The organism is Streptomyces sp. NPDC107521 (genome assembly GCF_055598485.1).
In genome coordinates, this window is the sequence record NZ_JBVKAT010000008.1 from 190,468 (window position 1) to 206,372 (window position 15,905).

Below are 15,905 nucleotides of genomic sequence, written 5' to 3' on the forward strand. Positions count from 1 at the left end.
CCTCCGCCAGCTCGGGCAGCCGGCTGCTGTCCGCCGCCCAGTTCGCCACCAGCGGCATGCACGCAGCCTCACGCGACAAGCCCAGCCAGCCCGCCGCACCGTCGCCGGCGCCCGACCAGACGGGGTGGTTGCGCTCTTGAGCACGGCCGTCACCTCACCAAGCCTGCCCGCGCCCAGCTCACTGCGGACCACCGGGTCCTCCGACCGCGGGTCGCTGGCCCCGGCCCCGCCCACCACCACCCCCGGCTCCGATTCTTCCGTCGGCGTCAGCGTCCCCCGCCTCGCCGCCCTCTCCGAATTCCAGCACGGCATGACCTCTGGGAGGTGACATGGACCTCAACGGGCCGCAGTTCAGGCAGAACTCGTTCGACAGATTCGGTGACCGGCCCATGCGCGCCTACCGCGTCAGCCGACCCGCCACCCCCCGCAACGCAAGCTCCGCCCAGCCGGCCGTCTCCAGCGGCTGGACCCAGCCGGCGCTTCCCGACCCGCCCGCTGCCCCGTCCCAGCCGGCTGGTCCCGCCCGGCTGACGCCAGCCGCCCAGGCACGCGCGGACATCGCCGAGGCCCGCGCCCAGACCCGCACAGCGCGCGTGGCCACCGCCCGCGCCAACGCCACCGCGGCAACCCACCGTCAGAGCCTGGCCGAGGCTCGCGCAGCCCAGATGCAGCAGCGCCTTGCCCAGACCACCGCGCCACCCCGCGCCACCCCGTCCGGCCCCGTGCCCGACAACACCCCGCCCCCGCCGCCGGCAACCTCCTCCCGGCCCGTCCGGCAGGTGCGGATCAACCAGCTCAACTTCCGTGCCCAGGGACAGCGCTTCGGCCCACCCCCGGAGGCCGACGACACGCCCGCCCCGTCGGCTGTGCCGCCACGCCCCACCACACCTCCCAGGCCGACTGCACCGCCCTCCTCGACCGCAACCGGCCGCGGCTCGCGCATCACCCCCGGCACGGCCCGTGCCGGCCGGTACGCCGCCGTCGGCTCCTTCGTCGCCGCCAAGGCCCTCCAGTCCATGCAGCGGCCGGCCACCGATCCCAAGCGGTCCGGCACCCCCCTCTACAGGACGAACCAGGGGTGGATGAAGTCATGAGCTACCCCAACCGTGCCGGCGCCAACAGCAACCTGATGTACAACCCGCCCTACGCCCAGGCGCAGGCGGGATCGATGACGTACACCGGAGGCTCCGGTGGCTTCCTGATGAGCGGCGCCAGAGACATCCTTGACGCCCGCCGCATGATGGACACCGGCCACGTGCCCAGTGCCGAGTACCCCGACGGCTACCTGGGCACGATCGGCGCCGGTACGCGTCGGCAGGACAGGTTGCTGAACAACATCGGCAACCGCTCCACACAGAAGTCCTACGAGCGCGGCGTGCACAAGGGCGAGCGCATCGACCCCGCCGACTACTACTGGACCGAGGACGTTCACCCGGCCGCCGCCCTCCAGGCACAGGCCCGCGGCGTGCGCTGGACCCAGCGTGGCTCGATGATCGGCAGCCCTTTGGTCAACGACGGCCGCAGCGAGACGCTCGTCGCCACTCAGGCCCGCTTCGCCACCGCGCAGCGCGTGTACACCCAGGAGATCAACCCCTCCTTCACGGCCGTCAACGAGATGCGACGCGCACAGCTCATGCGCTTCAAGCCGACGTGGAGGTGATTAGTGGTGATGCAGCAGGACTCCATCTACGCCCGCCGTCCCTGGGCCTCCGCCCGAGAGCAGGAGGTCACCAACTACTTGCGTGAGTGGACGGACATCCCCCCGGATGCCGCCCGCCGCATAAAGCCGCCGGTCCCCAACATCGGCGCCACGCAACCACGGTTCGGCTACACCCAACACATACCCGGCATCAAGGACATCGCGCGCCTCGATGACCTCTACCCCGGCAGCCGGGTCGACTTCTCACAACGGCAGTCCGGCTACTCCGCGACGTCGTTTCCAGCGCTGGGAGTGATCTGAAATGCCCAAAGCCACCCGCACGACCGACCGCCGGCGCACCGGCCGCGGCGACAACATCACGAGCATCACGCACAGCAAGGCCAACCTCCAGGACCAGCGCACCGCAGGCAGGTACTCGCCCAAGCCGCCAACCACCACCTCCGAGTTCCAGACAGGCATCTCGGTCGGCAAGTCCATGAGCAAGGGCGTGCCCGCCGGCGGCTCGAAGAATCGGGCCGCGCCGGCAGTGCACAAGCTCGGGGAGCAGAAGTGAGCATGCGCGCCCTCTCCGAAACGGCGGCAGCCTTCGCCTACCGCCTCAAGGCCGTATTCGCCCGGCTGCACACCCGCCACCGCGCGAAGAACAACAAGGAGGTCCCCCCGGCATGAGCTACGCGCCCAACCGGCAGCTCGCCGGCGAACTCAACGAGGGCCTGACCGACGGCACCTACAAGAAGATCAACACCGATCGTGGGGGCGTCGTCGAGCCGACCACCTATGCCGTACGCCAGGATCTCAACGACCTCTGGTACGGGCTGCACGAAGCCCCGGTCAAGCGGCGCCCCGACGCGATGGCCGCGCGCACCCCCGGGTATGTGCCGAACCCTCCGGCGCATCTCTACTTCGGGATGTGAAGTGGGCCGCTACTACGCAGAGCTGTGCTACCCGCCGGCGTTCACGGAGAAGGGGCTCGGGCTGGGCCTGTCCACGTTCACGGCCGCCGCAGCCCTGCAAAAGGCGCTGGGCTCCACCCCGTTCTCGGTGGTCAGCGCCCAGACCTATACCGCCACCTACTGGATCGCCTTCGTGTACACCACGCTCGGGATCGTGTTGGGGGTGTTCTCGGCCGCCTACTCGCTGACGACGTCCAGCCTGCGCCTGATGGGCTACCTGTCCGCCTATCTCCTCGCGTTCGCCGCCGTCTCCCTGTTCAACTCTCCGGCGACCGTGTGGATGCAGCTCGCCAACGTCGTCTCCTTCATCGGCGTGTCCATCGCCGCCTTCTCCGCCTGGCTCCAACACCTGCGGGAGGGCCCATGACGATGTCTGACGTGGCTGCGCAGATCGTCTCCATACTCGTCAGCGCACTGGGCCTCGTCATTTTCCGACTGATTGCCAAATACCTGCCCGAGGACCCCGACCCGGTTCCTAGGCCGCGCAGAAAGCCAGCACCCCGTCATGACGATGAAAGCGATTCCGGCGCGAGCTGACGCCAAGCGCCTGACCCCCGTGCACCTGCTGGGCATCGCCCTGTCCGTCTACACGATCTCCCTCGCCCTGTACCGAGGTCTGAGCCCCGACAGCCCGATGTCCGTGGCCGCCACCGACGGCATCGCCCAGATCATCGCCATCGGCTTCGCCGTGGTCGGCGTCGTCGTCGGGCTGACCGCCATGGCCTACGTCATCCTGCACGACAGTCTCAAACCGATGGTCCATCTCGCGGCCTACATCCTCGCCTTTGCCACCCTCGCCCTCTTCCGCCCCGAGAGCACCGTGGTCGCCAACATCTGCGGCTGCGCACGCTACCTGGCCATTTCCGCGGTCGCCGCGAGCGCGTGGATGTACCAGCACCGGGAGACCTGCCGTGCACACCAGTGACCTCACCGCTCAGGTCGCCTCCATCGTCGTCGCCAGCGTCGGCATGGTCACCGCATGGCTCCTCACCCGCCGCTGCCCCAACCCCGCCCCGACCCTCCCGCCGGAGCCCGGCACCGACGCAGAAAGGCCGCGTTAAATGGCTGACGAGAAGTGGAACCTGAACACGACCAGTGCGCTCACCGCCGAGCCCGGCACCGCGGCCGGCCTGATGAACTCGCCGCGCACCGCCGACCAGCGGGTGACCGACCGGCCCGCCGACTACGGCAAGCAGCCCATCCCGCCCAAGCCCCTGTGGTTCACCGACTCCGCGGGCCACCCGCGCTCCAGCGCGATCGAGCCGTACAAGGTGCTGCTCTTCTGGCACTCCAACGTCGGCCAGCGCGACGCGGGCGGCACCGGCGACGTCTACACGGGGGTGCGCGGCCTTCAGTCGATCGGCGTCACCGGCCACAAGATCACTGTGGTGGGCAAGGGCGACTTCCACCACCCCGGCGGCGAGACTTCTGCCACGGTCACCGGCTACTGGGACCGCACAGATGCCGCCACCCCCGTCTGGAAGCCGCTCCAGGCCGGCATCACTTACACCTTCACGATCGCCGCCCACAACCAGAGCTACGACTACGGGCCGGACTCGGATTCGCTCACGCTGACCACCCCGCCCGTCGGCTGGGACCAGCAGCGCCTCACCACGCCGCCCCGCCCGCCTAACGACGTCGACTTCGCAGCCCCGCTCCCGGTCATCACCTCGGCACTCGGCGGCGGCATCCAGCTCCGCTGGACGAAGATCCCCTACGTCACCAAGTACGAGATCTTCGATAACACCAGCCAGGACACCACCGACGGCATGGACGCCGGCCGTATCGGGCTGGCCGAGTCCGACGTCAAGCTCGGCGAGGTAGCCCAGCCCGCCCAGGGCACCGCCCAGGTCACCTTCACCACCCCCAACTACTCGGTGCCCCGACGCCACTTCGCCCTCAAGGTCCGCGCCGTACGCACCGACACCAACGGCACCGCGGTCTCGGAGTTCTCCGTCCCGCTGCGCGGCATGATCCCGAGCGCCACCGCTGCCCCCGGCAAGCCCGGCACCCCGACCTTCACCACTGCCCCCACCAACACCGGCCAGCTCAAGATCACCATCGTGCCGCCGGCCATCAGCTCCGTGAACGGCCCTCCGGAGTGGTACGCGCTCTACGACGGCCCCCGCAAGGTCGCCACCCTCGACGCGCCGCTGGGCACTGCACCCCACGCAACGCTCCAGTACGCGGCTGGCCAGTCCTATAGCTTCACCGTCCTCGCGGGCTCCAGCGCGGGCGTCTCCGCGCCTTCCACCGCGCTCACCGGCACCGTCCCGACCACCTGAGAGGGCTGCTCATGGCCACTCCGCTCACCGCGAGCGCCTTCCTTAACGCTTTGCGCGCCGAGGGAATCGCCGTCGTCGAGGTCGATTCCTGGCGTACCCACAACCGGGCCGGTCACGGCGCGTGGGGCCCCACAAACGGCGTCATCATCCACCACACGGTCAGCTCCGGCACGACGAAGACCGTCGCCATGTGCCGCGACGGCTACTCGGGGCTTCCCGGCCCGCTGTGCCACGGTGTCATCGGCAAGGACGGCGTCGTGTACCTGGTCGGTTACGGCCGCTCCAATCACGCCGGCGGCGGCGACCCGCAGGTGCTGGACCAGGTCATCGCCGAAAGCTACACCAGCGCCCCGACCAAGCCGACCAAGGGCAACGCCGATGGTGTGGACGGGAATTCGCGGTTCTACGGCTTCGAATGCGAAAACCTTGGCGACGGAAAGGACCCCTGGCCCGGCCCGCAAGTCGAGGCAATCGTCCGCGCCGCCACCGCCGTGTGCCGCGCCCACACCTGGGGCGCCAAATCCGTCATCGGCCACTTGGAGTGGTCCGACGACAAGTCCGACCCCCGCGGCTTCACCATGGCCTCCATCCGTGACCGCGTCGCCGAGCGTCTCAAGCACCCGGCGAACTGGAACCCCACGCCGACCCCGCCCCCGGTGTCCACCATCGAGACGAGGGTGAGTGCCCTTGAAAAGCTCGTCGCGGCCCAGGAAAAGCGCCTCGCAGTTTTGGAAAGGAAAGCGGCCTAAGCATGACTGTCTACGACGTACTCGCGTCCCTATGGCGCACCGCGGTCCCGGTCATCGTCGGCTGTGTCGGCGCGATCCTCGCCCACGTCTACATCGACACCGACGACCAGGCCCTCGCGCAGTGGCTGGTCGCCGCCTTCGCCATCGTCTACCACGGTCTGTTCCGGCTGCTGGAGTCCAAGGTCAGCCCCGCGTTCGGCTGGTTCCTCGGCCTCGCCAAGCCTCCGGCCTACGCCAAGGACGCCCCCGCGGCCAATGCCGGGAATCAGCCTCCGACTACCTGAGCAATTTCCGGGCCCTCTAGGGTGACCGACGCCGGACTGCCTGCGGGAGAGCCGGGGTCCTGCCCCCGCTGAAAGGACACACGGTGTCCCGCCCGAACACCCCGCTCACCTGGCGCCAGACACGTATCGCCGCCGCCGCGGCCATCGCCACCCTCGTCATCACCGCCTGCTTCACCCCGCCGGCCGACGCTGGCCCCGAGCTGCCCGCCGCCCTGCCGGCCACCCCCAGCCCAGCCAGACTCCCGGCACACCATCAAAACCTCGCCGCCGCCCTGCGGACCCAGTCCGCAGCCCAGGCTGCCGCCCACCGCGAAGCCGTCGAGAAGACGCAGAAGGCCAAGCGCGAACGCCAGGCCAGAGAACGGGCCCGCGCCGAAGAGGCCGCCCGGCAGGCACAGCCGCGCGTCACCCGCCAGCAGCAGCGCCCGAAGGTCACCACCTTGAACTCCGGCACCCTCTCCGGAGCCCGCGGCTACGCCCGCGCCCGGCTCTCCTCCGCCCAGTACCAGTGCCTGAGCAGCGTGGTCACCCGGGAATCCGGCTGGAACCCCCAAGCCACCAACCCCTCATCCGGTGCGTACGGCCTCTTCCAGGCCCTCCCCGCCTCGAAGATGGCATCCGCCGGCAGTGACTGGCGCACCAACCCGCTCACCCAGATGCGGTGGGGGCTTTCCTATATGGAATCCAGGTACGGAAGCCCGTGCGGAGCCTGGAATTTCTGGCAGAAAAATGGGTGGTACTAGCGTCCCCACATGACGCGAATCCGCCTCCTTCTCTGCAAGGACTGCCGCACCACCGAAGTGCTTCCCGCCTATGAGGGCGACCCTCGCGGAGACACGGTCCTCGAATACGCCGCAGCCAAGCACCAGTACCCGAACGGGGAACGGCATTTCGGTCGTCTCTATCCACTCGACGGCGTGGACGAGGGCCGTTGGCATTCTGATTCCGCGGCCCGCGACGAAATCCTCAAGCGGGTCTGGCAGGAAGAGGGCGCCACCGGAATGGAGCCCTGGGTCTACCAGGCTGTCGACACCCTCAAGGCCGACGCCATGCAGTGCTGGCGCTCCCGGCACCGGCCCGAGACCTGCTCCGACTTCCATTCCCCGAAGAAGCTCATCACCCCGCCCACTGCGGGCGAGCGCAAGTCCGAGGGCCTGCCCAAGTGGGACAAGTCCAACCCTGGCGCCCAGCGCTACCTCTGCGACTACTGCCCCATCCGCAGCGTAAATGAGCAGAAGGTCCGGGCCGCCCGGGGGCAGTACGAGTGAGCCCCAACCGCCGGGCCACCGACCGCGACTGGAACCACCGGTTCTTTGACAAGGTCGACACGGGCACGGAATTCGACGACTGCCACCTGTGGACGGGTGCAAAGGACCAGTACGGGTACGGAAAATTTCGCCTGCCCAACGGCCGCACCAAGGGCACCCACGTCATCGCGTGGGAACTCGCCAACGAAAAAACTGTTCCCCCCGGCTGGCACGTCGACCACCTGTGCCGCATTCGCGCCTGCTGCAATCCGGACCATCTCGAACCCGTCCCCGGAACCGAAAACGTCGCCCGCGGCGAATCCTTCTCCGCCCGCAACGCACGCAAGACGCACTGCCCCAAGGGTCACGAATACAGCGAGGAAAACACCCGCTGGCACTCCGGCCGACGCGAGTGCATTACCTGCATCCGCGCCCGCGACAAGGAACGCCGCCGTGCCAAACGCGCCGCACAAGCCGACCAGCGCGACGGCGAGTTCGACTAAACGACCTACCACCACAAGCCTTGACTAGGAGCCGTTCATGCCCGCCGAAGACGCCCTGACTGTGCGCACCGCCTTTCTCGTCGTCCAGCACGACAACGGCGAGTGGGAGGCCGTTGCCGACATCGACAAGCCCGTCACCCCCGAACACCCCGCCAGCGTCCTGGAGATGAAGTTCGGCGCCTCCGAAGTCGTCTCCGACATCGAAGCCTCCAAGCAGGCCGCCATCACCGCCCACCAGCTCATGGCCATGACCGCGCAGATGCAGCAGGCCGTCCAGAACCAGTCCATCGCCGACCGGCTCAAGATCTGAGGCACCCGTGCTCAGCGCTGTGATGGTCGTCGAAGGCGTCCTGCGCACCCCCGGCACCGAGGCCCACCTGGACACCGGCTGGGGCCTATACCAGGCCCTCGCGAAGAACAGCCGGCTCTACCTTCTCTCCCACGCCTGGACCGAGGAGCAAAGCTCCCTCTGGCTCGCCAAGCGCCATCTGAACAGCCACCTGGACTTCCTCCACCAGACCGTCCCCGGACCCGCCGGCCGCCTCGAAGTCCTCAACCGCATCCGCTCCTGGCGCATCGGCCTCGTCCTCGAACCGGACCCCACCTGCGCCGCCGCCGAACTCGGCGACGGATGGAACACCGCGCTCATCACCCACGCGGCCTACACCCAGCCCCAATGGCGCCCCGACTACACCGGCACCCCACGCCCCTGGGACGACCTCACCCAGGCCGTCGAGCGCCAGACCGAACTCCGCCTCACCCCGCGCCCCGAGGAGCACCCCCAATGATTGTCCCCCCGGACGAGGGCCCCCGCCGCTTCAAGCTCATCCGCCGCGACGACGTCACCGGCGTCTCCGGCCAGGGCCAGGTCGCCGACGGCGTCCAGTGGCCCGACGGCACCTGTGCCCTTCGCTGGCGCACCGAGATCGCCAGCACCGCCGTGTACGACTCCGTCCTGCACGTCGAGCAGATCCACGGCCACGAAGGCGCCACCGTCATCGAATTCACCGACCCGCTCTAGCACCATGACCATGTCCCGCAAGCACTACCGCGCCTTCGCCCAACTCCTGCGCCAGGCCCGCGAGTACTACCCCGACGACGCCGACGGCATCGACTACGTCATGCGGAAACTGGCCAGCATCTGGGCCGAAGACAACCGCTCCTTCCGGCGCCAGCAGTTCTACGACGCAGCCACCCCGGAGAACACGTGATCTTCTACTTCGCCGGCACCGAGATCCCCTCGCACCGCACCCTGTGCGCCGCCGAGAACGTGCCGCACGTCGGCATGTCCTACATGGGCCTGCGTCGGCGGGTGAAGTTCGCCAAGCCCTGGACGATCGCCGAGCACTACACCCCCGACCAGTCCGTGTTCCTGGACAGTGGCTGCCACACCCTCAACCGCGAAGGCGTCGAAGTCACCCACGAAGAGACCCAGGGCATCGCCACCCACTACGACGAGTTCGTGGAACAAAACCTTGACCGCGTCCAGGCATACACCGAGTTCGACGCCCTGCCCATGGGCCGCGACTGGATCGAACAGCGCCGCCAACACCTCGACCCCGAAAAATCCATTGTCGTGTGGCACGAGGAATGGGGCATCGACGTCCTCAAGCAGATGGCCGACCAGTACCCCTACATCGCCGTCGGCCAGGCCACCTGCAACGACCGCGACATCATCCCCCTGCTGCGCTCCATCTCCCGCACCATCAAGCTCCACGGCATGGGCTTCTCCAGCCCGCCGCTCATGCTCTCCGCGGACTGGTACTCCGTCTCTTCCACCACCTGGCTCTCCGCCGCGCAGCACGGCGAGACCTTCGTGTGGACAGGCCACGAGATGAAGCGCTACCCCACCCGCTACAAGACCCAGGCCCGCAAACGCCACCGCACCCTCATCACCGGCGCCGGCTTCGACATCGACAAGATCGAGGCCGACGACGCCACCGAGAACCTGCGCCTGTCCTTGTGGTCCTGGCAGCAGCAAATCGCGCATATCACGCAGCGCCACGGAATCGGAGTAACTCCCATCCACGAAAAGGCCACACCCCGGAACGGGGAAAAACACTTGGCCTCAGTTACGGCGATCCACCCCGAAACACAGATCGAGGGGGCAACTCAGCCCGCCTCCGAACGAGTGAAGAAGCTCCTCCCCGGCATCGCCACCGAGGAGTTCACGCATTACTACACCGATCCCGAATCCGGGGACCGCAAGACCCGCACCGAACACCGCATCAACGCCGTCGACCCCAACGTCCGGGTCTGCGACGGCTGCTTCCTTGCCAAGAAATGCCCCGAGTACCAGCCCGGGGAGTCGTGCGTCTACGAGATGCCAATCAAGGTCAAAACCAAAGAGCAGTACATCGCGCTGCTCGACTCAATGATCACCATGCAGGCCATGAGAGTCTTCTCAATGCGCATGTCAGAGGAGGTAGAGGGCGGTTACGCGGACCCCAACCTCTCGGGCGAGATGGATCGACTCGCCAAGTACGTCAAGCTGAAGGCGGACATCGAGGAGGCCGGCTTCACGTTCTCAATGAAGGTGGCCAGCCGCGGCGAAGGGCGGGGGAACGAGGTCGGCATCATCAGCCGCCTCTTCGGATCACACTCCGATGGGCCCCCCGCCCTCTCACCGGCCGGGACAGTGTCAGCCGAGAGCGCGCTGTCCCAGATGGGCATCATGGACGCCGAGATCGTTGAGGAGCCTACGCCGAAGGAGTAACCCCCTCCCAGCACCCCACGCAGGAAGACACGTTGTCTCAGCCCCGCCGGTGCATCCCCCGCCGGCGCTTCCCCCGCCGACGTCGCTCGTCCATCCCGATCAGCCAGTGACACCCGAATAACACGAACAGATCGACCGCCACCAATGTGACGATCGTCGACGTGTCGCTGCCGAACAGCCACCCCAAGATCTCAACCACAACGTCTCTCCAGACATGACGAAGCCCCCGCTTCCCGAGTGGAGCGGGGGCAGACGATGGCCAGCAGTCCTTACCGGTCCCTATTCCTGGGGCATCCCTCGTGCTCCCAGAAGCAGGCATGGAATGCGAAGAATGTGGCCCCTGTGTCCGGGGTGGCCAGTGCCAGCACCGCGTAGGCCGTGACTAGTTCGCTCAGCACGCCACTCGGCTTCCACCCCTTCTTCCGCTGGCCAGCTTGGTACTGGAAGACGTCCCCCTTCGCCGCGATCGTCTTCCCGGCCTTCTCCGCGAGCGAGACCAGCTCCGCCGCACCCGTGCCGCTCAGTTCCGAGAACCTCAGCGGCACCAAACCGACCAGGGCGTGGCCCAGGCTCTCCACGAACTCGTTGTCGTCCCACCGCGGGTCAGGCAGGCACGTCGCGTACCCGAACCTTCCGTGCGGCTTCCTCTTTGCGTCGGTCATGCCGACTCCTCTCCTGCTTCCGGGCATGAAAATGGGCCCGGCTCACCAAGAGCGGGCCCAACTACGTGCGGGTTGATGGCCTATCTCAGACCACCGACAAACCCCTTAAAATACGAAAGCCCCGCCGAAGCGGGGCCGATGGCGTTGGCACTCAGTCGCGGTTCGTGGACGCAAACCAGTGTTCGGGTGTCAGAGTCCTATTCTTCTCTCCCCACGAGGGCGACCAGTCGGAGACCGTGATGCCGTAATCGGTCTTCATCACGTCGGCCGCCCACCTCTTGGCTTCCATGCCATCCGCCCAGCCGATTTCCGAGTTGTAGGCGAGAAGCTGGGTGTTGGGTCCCTCCCCGTTCCGCAGAAGCCAGACGTTGTCCTCATACGTGATGACCGAGCGGCACTCGGCTGACATGCTCTCCAGGAACGGCTTCCGACATGACGAACAGAGAATGCCCGCGCTATGGTGCGAGCGCTCGCACTTAGGGCACTCCTCGGCCAACTCGGCGAAGAAATGGCCAGCCTCGTCGAGCAATGTCGATGCGGCCTGCACACAGCTCCGTTCGCCGTAGAGGTCACCTCGGTTGGCGTAGTGAACAGCCCTCCGCATCGTCAGTTCGGCAGCCACAAGTAGCTGTTCCGCCTCCAGGCCCAGAGGCTTGCGGCACGTCTCAACCTCGATCTCGTAGACGACGCCATTTACCTCGTTCAGCGCATGCTCCAGGCTCGCACTGTCGACTGCGCCCGGGGCCGGCACCACCGCCGTGTTGCTCTGCACCCAGCTCATCAGGTGGGCCAGAATGGCACGGCGATACCCCTGCTCCATGGCTACGGCGACGCCGCTCTCCTCACTCACGGGTAGCGTCCCCCGTTACGGCATCTGCACATGAAGTCCCACTCACACCCACGCTCCTTTTCGTTCGGTGGCGCACATCCTAGGCGCCACCACGGACAAGGCCCCCGCTTCCGATGAAGCAGGGGCCACGGATCTTCCAGCGACTCGAACGTGCTGAGGGCAGGGTTCCTTCTCCGACATAGTCGACGCATCCAGTCACCCACTTCAACCCGGTCAATTCACCGGACGAGAAGGCGCCTCAGTGTTCCTGGCGACGGGCCTCGACCGCCGCCCGGTCCTCGTCGCACGGGGGCGACAGCCGCGAAGGGCTGCACTCGCTCGATGGGGTCGCTCGATTGGCAGCGTAGGCCCTCTCGTTGCCCCCACCTTGCTGTTCAGGCAGCGGGACGGCCTGTAGCTGAGGCCACCGAGACCGGTCCCCAGGGAGACCGTTTTGGCTGGTCAGAGCCGTTGTACTGAATTCGGAACCTGATGATTCGTGATCTTGGAGTACCTGACGCGACGATTGTGAACATCGCTCTCCCGCACATTCAAGACGCGCTGGCGTTCAGCACCACCGACCTCACCTGGGTGGTCAGCGCCTACACCCTCACCTTCGGCGGTCTGCTGCTGCTCGGCGGCCGGGCAGGGGACATCCTCGGGCGGCGCCGGGTCTTCATGACCGGCATCCTGCTCTTCACCGCCGCCTCGCTGCTCGGCGGCTTCGCCCAGGAGCCCTGGCAGCTGCTCGCGGCCCGCGTGCTCCAGGGCGCCGGCGGCGCGATAGCCTCGCCCACCTCACTGGCGCTGATCACCACCACCTTCGCCGAGGGACCCGAGCGCAACCGGGCCTTCGGCGTCTTCGCGGCCGTCTCGGCGGGCGGCGGCGCGATCGGCCTGCTGGCGGGCGGCATGCTCACCGAGTGGCTCGACTGGCGGTGGGTGCTCTTCGTCAACGTGCCGATCGGCCTGCTGATCGCCGCGCTCGCGCCGCTCTACATCAGCGAGTCCCCGCGCCACTCCGGGCGCTTCGACATCGCCGGTGCCGTGACCTCGACGGGCGGGATGGCGCTGCTCGTCTACGGGTTCATCCGGGCCGCCGACGAGGGCTGGCGGGACTCCCTGACCATCGGGTCGTTCGCCGCCGCCCTGGTCCTGCTGGCCGCCTTCGTGTTCATCGAGTCGCGGGCCAGGGAACCGATCACGCCGCTGCGCATGTTCGCCGACCGCAACCGCTCCGGCACCTACGTGATCATGCTGAGCCTGGCCGCGGCGATGTTCGGGATGTTCTTCTACATCGTGCTGTTCGTCCAGAACGTGCTCGGTTACACGCCCATCCAGGCCGGTCTGGCCTTCCTGCCGGTCACCGTGGTGATCGCGCTGGGGGCGGGGCTGTCGCAGCGGTTCCTGCCGGTGTTCGGCCCCAAGCCGTTCATGGTGGCCGGCTCGGCGCTCGCGGCGGTGGGCCTCGGCTGGCAGACCCTCCTCGACTCCGACAGCTCCTACGTCGGCGGGGTGCTCGGGCCGATGCTGGTCTTCGGCTTCGGCATGGGCCTGAACTTCGTGACGCTGACGCTCACGGCGGTCTCCGGGGTCGCCCCGCACGAGGCGGGCGCGGCGTCCGGCCTGCTCAACGCGATGCAGCAGGTGGGCGGCTCGATCGGGCTGGCCATCCTGACCACCGTGTTCGGCACGGCGAGCAAGGACGAGGCGAAGAAGCAGCTCCCTGACCTCCTGGCGAACGGTTCGGCGGAGCAGAAGGCCGAGCTGGCGCGGACCCACCAACTGCCCGCGCCGTGGGGGCACGAGGTGCTGGCCCACGGCATCTCGGCGGCCTTCGTCCCGGCGGCGGCCATGGCCGTGCTCGCCCTCGCCACCGCCGCGCTGGTGATCCGGGTCCGCAGGAGCGACCTGGAGGCCCTGTCCGGCTCGGCCGGCCCGGGGATGGGCTGACGGCACCGCCGTACGGGGGTCGGAGGTGCCGTCGGGAGACCGGCCGGGCGCCGACGGGGGCGACCGCGCCCGTCGGCGCCCGGCCGTGCGGGGCCCAGGGGCACGGGTGCCCAGGCGCCCGCCCAGGGTCATGGGGGCACGGGTGCACGGGGGCGGGGCCCTGTGCACGGGGCGCGGGCCGGGCGTGCGGGCGGGGCCGGGCGTGCGGGCACGGGCCCGGGTGTGCGGGCACGGGTGCGCCAGGATGCGGGTGCGCGGTGCGCGGCACGGGTGTGCGGGCCACGGGGGCCGGTGCGGGGGCGCGGTTCGCGGAGCACGCGGCCCGGGGTACCCGCCGGGGACCGGGCCTCCGTGCCGGACCCGGGCGGTCAGTCCGTCCGGGCCGAGGCCGCCGGCCAGTCCGGCAGCGCCTCCGTCCGCTCCGTCCACAGGTCCGGCGGCGCGCCCGCCCGGCCCGCCGCGAGCACCCCGCCCACGATGGCGCAGGTCGTGTCCACATCACCGCCGACCGCGGCGGTGGTCCAGAACGCCTCCTCGTAGTCACCGAGGGAGCGCGCCGCGGACCAGAGGGCGAACGGCACCGTGTCGTGCGCCGTCGTACGCCGCCCGCAGCCCAGGACGGCCGCGACGGTGACCGCGTCGCCGTAGTCGAGCATGTCCCGGGCCCGCCGCAGCCCCGCGCCGACCGCGCTGCGCCCGGGCACCAGGGCGATCACCCCGTCCAGCAGGGCGTGCGCCCCGGGCGGGCCCGCGGGGTCCGCGGCCAGCGCCGCCGCGGCGGCCACCGCCATGGCGCCGACCACCGCCTCCCGGTGCTGGTGCGTGGGGTACGCCGAGATCTCGGCCTGGTGGGTCGCCTGCTCCGGATCGTCCGCGTACCAGGCGCCCAGGGGCGCGATGCGCATCGCCGCGCCGTTGCCCCAGGAGCCCTGCCCGTTGAAGAGACCGGCGGCCAGCGCGCTCCAGTCACCGCCCTCCCGGACCCGGCCCAGCAGCCGGTCCACGGCGGGGCCGTAGCCGCGCGCGGAGTCGTGGCGCCGGGCGAAGGAGCGGGCCAGCGCGTCCTGGTCGACCCGGTGATGGGCGGCCAGCACGGCGACCACGGAGCACGCCATCTCGGTGTCGTCGGTCCACCGCCAGGGGCCGGGCGGCAGCTCGCGGCGCTCCAGCAGCGGGTAGTTCGCGGGCAGGGCGAACCGCGCCCCCAGCGCGTCTCCCACCGACAGCCCGCGCAGACTGCCCAGGGCGCGGACCAGGCGCCCGCCGGAAGAAGAATCAGACGCGTCGGATGTCATCGCCCCGCCTCTATCCAGTGATCCCGTACGGCTCCGGCTCCCGCCAGCGCTCGAAGGGCCGGTCCAGCGTGTACTTGCCGTTCTCCCCGAGAACGAGCATCCGCGTCTCGCCGTTCCCCGGGTTGACCAGCGACTCGAACTCCGCGACCGTCCAGTGGAACCAGCGCATGCAGAACAGCCGCATGGCCAGGCCGTGGGTGACGAGCAGCACGTTCGGCGGGTGGTCGGGCGCCTCGAAGCTGCGGAAGAGGCTCTCCAGGAAGTTGCCGACCCGGTCGTAGACGTCCGCGCCGGACTCGCCCTGGGCGAAGCGGTAGTAGAAGTGGCCGTAGGTGTCGCGGAAGGTCTTCTGGCTGCGCACGTCGTCGCGCTCCTGCCAGTTGCCCCAGTCCTGCTCGCGCAGCCGGGGCTCCTCCCGGACGCGTATCAGCGCCGGGTCGAGCCCGAACGCCTGGAGCGTCTGGTGGGTGCGGCGGTACGGGGAGACGTAGACGCTGACGCGCTCGCCGCCGAAGACCTCCCTGAGCCGCTTCCCCGTCTGCTCCGCCTGGGCCCGGCCCTGCTCGGTGAGGGCCAGCGCGTGGTCGGGTACGCGCTCGTACACGCTGTCATCGACATTGCCCGTCGACTCGCCGTGCCGGACAAGAACGATGCGTCGTGGTCGTGCCATGCCAGAACCCTAGATCGTGCGCGGCGGAACCGGGCATTCGCGGGGCCCCCTACGGCACAGGTCACACCACCGGACCGGACCGGGCGCGGCCGCGGCGCC

General features: G+C 69.0%; 23 protein-coding genes and 2 pseudogenes. 21 read left to right on the plus strand and 4 right to left on the minus strand.

What is annotated here, in order from left to right:
* The first annotated feature begins 329 nt into the window (after positions 1-329).
* The 20 genes and pseudogenes from ACZ7LB_RS15090 to ACZ7LB_RS15185 all read left to right on the plus strand — a co-directional run bounded on the left by ACZ7LB_RS15090 (position 330) and on the right by ACZ7LB_RS15185 (position 10,397).
* Entirely contained in the window at positions 330-1,094 is a 765-nt protein-coding gene (locus ACZ7LB_RS15090) for a hypothetical protein (RefSeq protein ID WP_471468344.1), read from the plus strand.
* Positions 1,091-1,660, plus strand: a complete 570-nt coding sequence (locus tag ACZ7LB_RS15095; RefSeq protein WP_471468346.1) for a hypothetical protein — start codon at positions 1,091-1,093, stop codon at positions 1,658-1,660. The genes ACZ7LB_RS15090 and ACZ7LB_RS15095 overlap by 4 nt, the downstream gene beginning before the upstream one ends.
* Positions 1,661-1,663: 3 nt before the next feature.
* A complete protein-coding gene (locus ACZ7LB_RS15100; protein WP_471468347.1) occupies positions 1,664-1,960 on the plus strand; it encodes a hypothetical protein in 297 nt (98 codons plus the stop codon).
* Position 1,961: 1 nt separating this feature from the next.
* Positions 1,962-2,213 carry a hypothetical protein gene (locus tag ACZ7LB_RS15105; RefSeq protein ID WP_471468349.1) on the plus strand — a complete coding sequence of 84 codons (252 nt, stop codon included), beginning with the start codon at positions 1,962-1,964 and terminating at the stop codon, positions 2,211-2,213.
* 112 nt (positions 2,214-2,325) lie between these two features.
* A complete protein-coding gene (locus ACZ7LB_RS15110) occupies positions 2,326-2,574 on the plus strand; it encodes a hypothetical protein (RefSeq protein WP_471468350.1) in 249 nt (82 codons plus the stop codon).
* Between the two features lie 127 nt (positions 2,575-2,701).
* Positions 2,702-2,980 carry a hypothetical protein gene (locus ACZ7LB_RS15115; protein ID WP_471468351.1) on the plus strand — a complete coding sequence of 93 codons (279 nt, stop codon included), beginning with the start codon at positions 2,702-2,704 and terminating at the stop codon, positions 2,978-2,980.
* 11 nt (positions 2,981-2,991) lie between these two features.
* Positions 2,992-3,150, plus strand: a complete 159-nt coding sequence (locus ACZ7LB_RS15120) for a hypothetical protein (protein ID WP_471468353.1) — start codon at positions 2,992-2,994, stop codon at positions 3,148-3,150.
* The gene (locus tag ACZ7LB_RS15125; RefSeq protein WP_471468355.1) at positions 3,119-3,538 is read left to right on the plus strand and encodes a hypothetical protein; all 420 of its coding nucleotides are present in this window, start codon (positions 3,119-3,121) and stop codon (positions 3,536-3,538) included. Before ACZ7LB_RS15120 ends, ACZ7LB_RS15125 begins: the two co-directional genes overlap by 32 nt.
* Complete coding sequence (locus ACZ7LB_RS15130) at positions 3,525-3,674, plus strand: hypothetical protein (RefSeq protein WP_471468357.1); 150 nt, start codon at positions 3,525-3,527, stop codon at positions 3,672-3,674. The genes ACZ7LB_RS15125 and ACZ7LB_RS15130 overlap by 14 nt, the downstream gene beginning before the upstream one ends.
* Positions 3,675-4,898: a hypothetical protein gene (locus tag ACZ7LB_RS15135; protein ID WP_471468358.1), complete on the plus strand. Its 1,224-nt coding sequence runs from the start codon at positions 3,675-3,677 to the stop codon at positions 4,896-4,898.
* Between the two features lie 11 nt (positions 4,899-4,909).
* Positions 4,910-5,551, plus strand: a pseudogene (locus ACZ7LB_RS15140) (N-acetylmuramoyl-L-alanine amidase); the annotation flags it as partial.
* Between the two features lie 98 nt (positions 5,552-5,649).
* On the plus strand, positions 5,650-5,931 hold the full coding sequence (locus ACZ7LB_RS15145; protein ID WP_471468360.1) for a hypothetical protein: 282 nt from the start codon (positions 5,650-5,652) through the stop codon (positions 5,929-5,931).
* Positions 5,932-6,014: 83 nt separating this feature from the next.
* Positions 6,015-6,674, plus strand: a complete 660-nt coding sequence (locus tag ACZ7LB_RS15150; protein ID WP_471468362.1) for an aggregation-promoting factor C-terminal-like domain-containing protein — start codon at positions 6,015-6,017, stop codon at positions 6,672-6,674.
* Positions 6,675-6,848: 174 nt separating this feature from the next.
* Positions 6,849-7,199 carry a hypothetical protein gene (locus ACZ7LB_RS15155; protein WP_471468364.1) on the plus strand — a complete coding sequence of 117 codons (351 nt, stop codon included), beginning with the start codon at positions 6,849-6,851 and terminating at the stop codon, positions 7,197-7,199.
* Positions 7,196-7,681: an HNH endonuclease signature motif containing protein gene (locus ACZ7LB_RS15160; protein WP_471468365.1), complete on the plus strand. Its 486-nt coding sequence runs from the start codon at positions 7,196-7,198 to the stop codon at positions 7,679-7,681. The genes ACZ7LB_RS15155 and ACZ7LB_RS15160 overlap by 4 nt, the downstream gene beginning before the upstream one ends.
* Positions 7,682-7,718: 37 nt before the next feature.
* Positions 7,719-7,991, plus strand: a complete 273-nt coding sequence (locus tag ACZ7LB_RS15165) for a hypothetical protein (RefSeq protein WP_471468367.1) — start codon at positions 7,719-7,721, stop codon at positions 7,989-7,991.
* A 7-nt stretch (positions 7,992-7,998) separates the two neighbouring features.
* Positions 7,999-8,469, plus strand: a complete 471-nt coding sequence (locus tag ACZ7LB_RS15170) for a hypothetical protein (protein WP_471468369.1) — start codon at positions 7,999-8,001, stop codon at positions 8,467-8,469.
* Positions 8,466-8,702: a hypothetical protein gene (locus ACZ7LB_RS15175; RefSeq protein ID WP_471468371.1), complete on the plus strand. Its 237-nt coding sequence runs from the start codon at positions 8,466-8,468 to the stop codon at positions 8,700-8,702. Before ACZ7LB_RS15170 ends, ACZ7LB_RS15175 begins: the two co-directional genes overlap by 4 nt.
* A 4-nt stretch (positions 8,703-8,706) precedes the next feature.
* Positions 8,707-8,892, plus strand: coding sequence for a hypothetical protein (locus ACZ7LB_RS15180; protein WP_471468372.1), 186 nt, complete (start codon positions 8,707-8,709; stop codon positions 8,890-8,892).
* Positions 8,889-10,397: a hypothetical protein gene (locus tag ACZ7LB_RS15185; protein ID WP_471468374.1), complete on the plus strand. Its 1,509-nt coding sequence runs from the start codon at positions 8,889-8,891 to the stop codon at positions 10,395-10,397. The genes ACZ7LB_RS15180 and ACZ7LB_RS15185 overlap by 4 nt, the downstream gene beginning before the upstream one ends.
* 269 nt (positions 10,398-10,666) lie before the next feature.
* Here ACZ7LB_RS15185 and ACZ7LB_RS15190 read toward each other — a convergent pair whose 3' ends face one another.
* Positions 10,667-11,059, minus strand: coding sequence for a hypothetical protein (locus ACZ7LB_RS15190; RefSeq protein ID WP_471468375.1), 393 nt, complete (start codon positions 11,057-11,059; stop codon positions 10,667-10,669).
* Between the two features lie 151 nt (positions 11,060-11,210).
* Positions 11,211-11,909: a hypothetical protein gene (locus tag ACZ7LB_RS15195; protein WP_471468377.1), complete on the minus strand. Its 699-nt coding sequence runs from the start codon at positions 11,907-11,909 to the stop codon at positions 11,211-11,213.
* Positions 11,910-12,398: 489 nt separating this feature from the next.
* On the opposite strand from ACZ7LB_RS15195, the pseudogene ACZ7LB_RS15200 reads away from it, so the two are divergent.
* Positions 12,399-13,841, plus strand: a pseudogene (locus ACZ7LB_RS15200) (MFS transporter); the annotation flags it as partial.
* Positions 13,842-14,209: 368 nt separating this feature from the next.
* Here ACZ7LB_RS15200 and ACZ7LB_RS15205 read toward each other — a convergent pair.
* Together ACZ7LB_RS15205 and ACZ7LB_RS15210 are read right to left on the minus strand one after the other, a co-directional pair.
* Positions 14,210-15,136 (minus strand): ADP-ribosylglycohydrolase family protein, encoded by a 927-nt coding sequence (locus ACZ7LB_RS15205; protein ID WP_471468379.1) that lies wholly within the window; start codon positions 15,134-15,136, stop codon positions 14,210-14,212.
* A 10-nt stretch (positions 15,137-15,146) separates the two neighbouring features.
* The gene (locus ACZ7LB_RS15210; protein WP_471468381.1) at positions 15,147-15,806 is read right to left on the minus strand and encodes a histidine phosphatase family protein; all 660 of its coding nucleotides are present in this window, start codon (positions 15,804-15,806) and stop codon (positions 15,147-15,149) included.
* Between the last annotated feature and the right edge of the window lie 99 nt (positions 15,807-15,905).

Bases quoted from the DNA above. Each gene is read 5' to 3' on its own strand.
- ACZ7LB_RS15125 (WP_471468355.1), top strand. From the start codon at position 3,119: ATGACGATGAAAGCGATTCCGGCGCGAGCTGACGCCAAGCGCCTGACC.
- ACZ7LB_RS15190 (WP_471468375.1), bottom strand. From the start codon at position 11,059: ATGACCGACGCAAAGAGGAAGCCGCACGGAAGGTTCGGGTACGCGACG.
- ACZ7LB_RS15135 (WP_471468358.1), top strand. From the start codon at position 3,675: ATGGCTGACGAGAAGTGGAACCTGAACACGACCAGTGCGCTCACCGCC.
- ACZ7LB_RS15095 (WP_471468346.1), top strand. From the start codon at position 1,091: ATGAGCTACCCCAACCGTGCCGGCGCCAACAGCAACCTGATGTACAAC.
- ACZ7LB_RS15090 (WP_471468344.1), top strand. From the start codon at position 330: ATGGACCTCAACGGGCCGCAGTTCAGGCAGAACTCGTTCGACAGATTC.
- ACZ7LB_RS15105 (WP_471468349.1), top strand. From the start codon at position 1,962: ATGCCCAAAGCCACCCGCACGACCGACCGCCGGCGCACCGGCCGCGGC.
- ACZ7LB_RS15175 (WP_471468371.1), top strand. From the start codon at position 8,466: ATGATTGTCCCCCCGGACGAGGGCCCCCGCCGCTTCAAGCTCATCCGC.
- ACZ7LB_RS15145 (WP_471468360.1), top strand. From the start codon at position 5,650: ATGACTGTCTACGACGTACTCGCGTCCCTATGGCGCACCGCGGTCCCG.
- ACZ7LB_RS15110 (WP_471468350.1), top strand. From the start codon at position 2,326: ATGAGCTACGCGCCCAACCGGCAGCTCGCCGGCGAACTCAACGAGGGC.
- ACZ7LB_RS15210 (WP_471468381.1), bottom strand. From the start codon at position 15,806: ATGGCACGACCACGACGCATCGTTCTTGTCCGGCACGGCGAGTCGACG.
- ACZ7LB_RS15165 (WP_471468367.1), top strand. From the start codon at position 7,719: ATGCCCGCCGAAGACGCCCTGACTGTGCGCACCGCCTTTCTCGTCGTC.
- ACZ7LB_RS15180 (WP_471468372.1), top strand. From the start codon at position 8,707: ATGACCATGTCCCGCAAGCACTACCGCGCCTTCGCCCAACTCCTGCGC.
- ACZ7LB_RS15205 (WP_471468379.1), bottom strand. From the start codon at position 15,136: ATGACATCCGACGCGTCTGATTCTTCTTCCGGCGGGCGCCTGGTCCGC.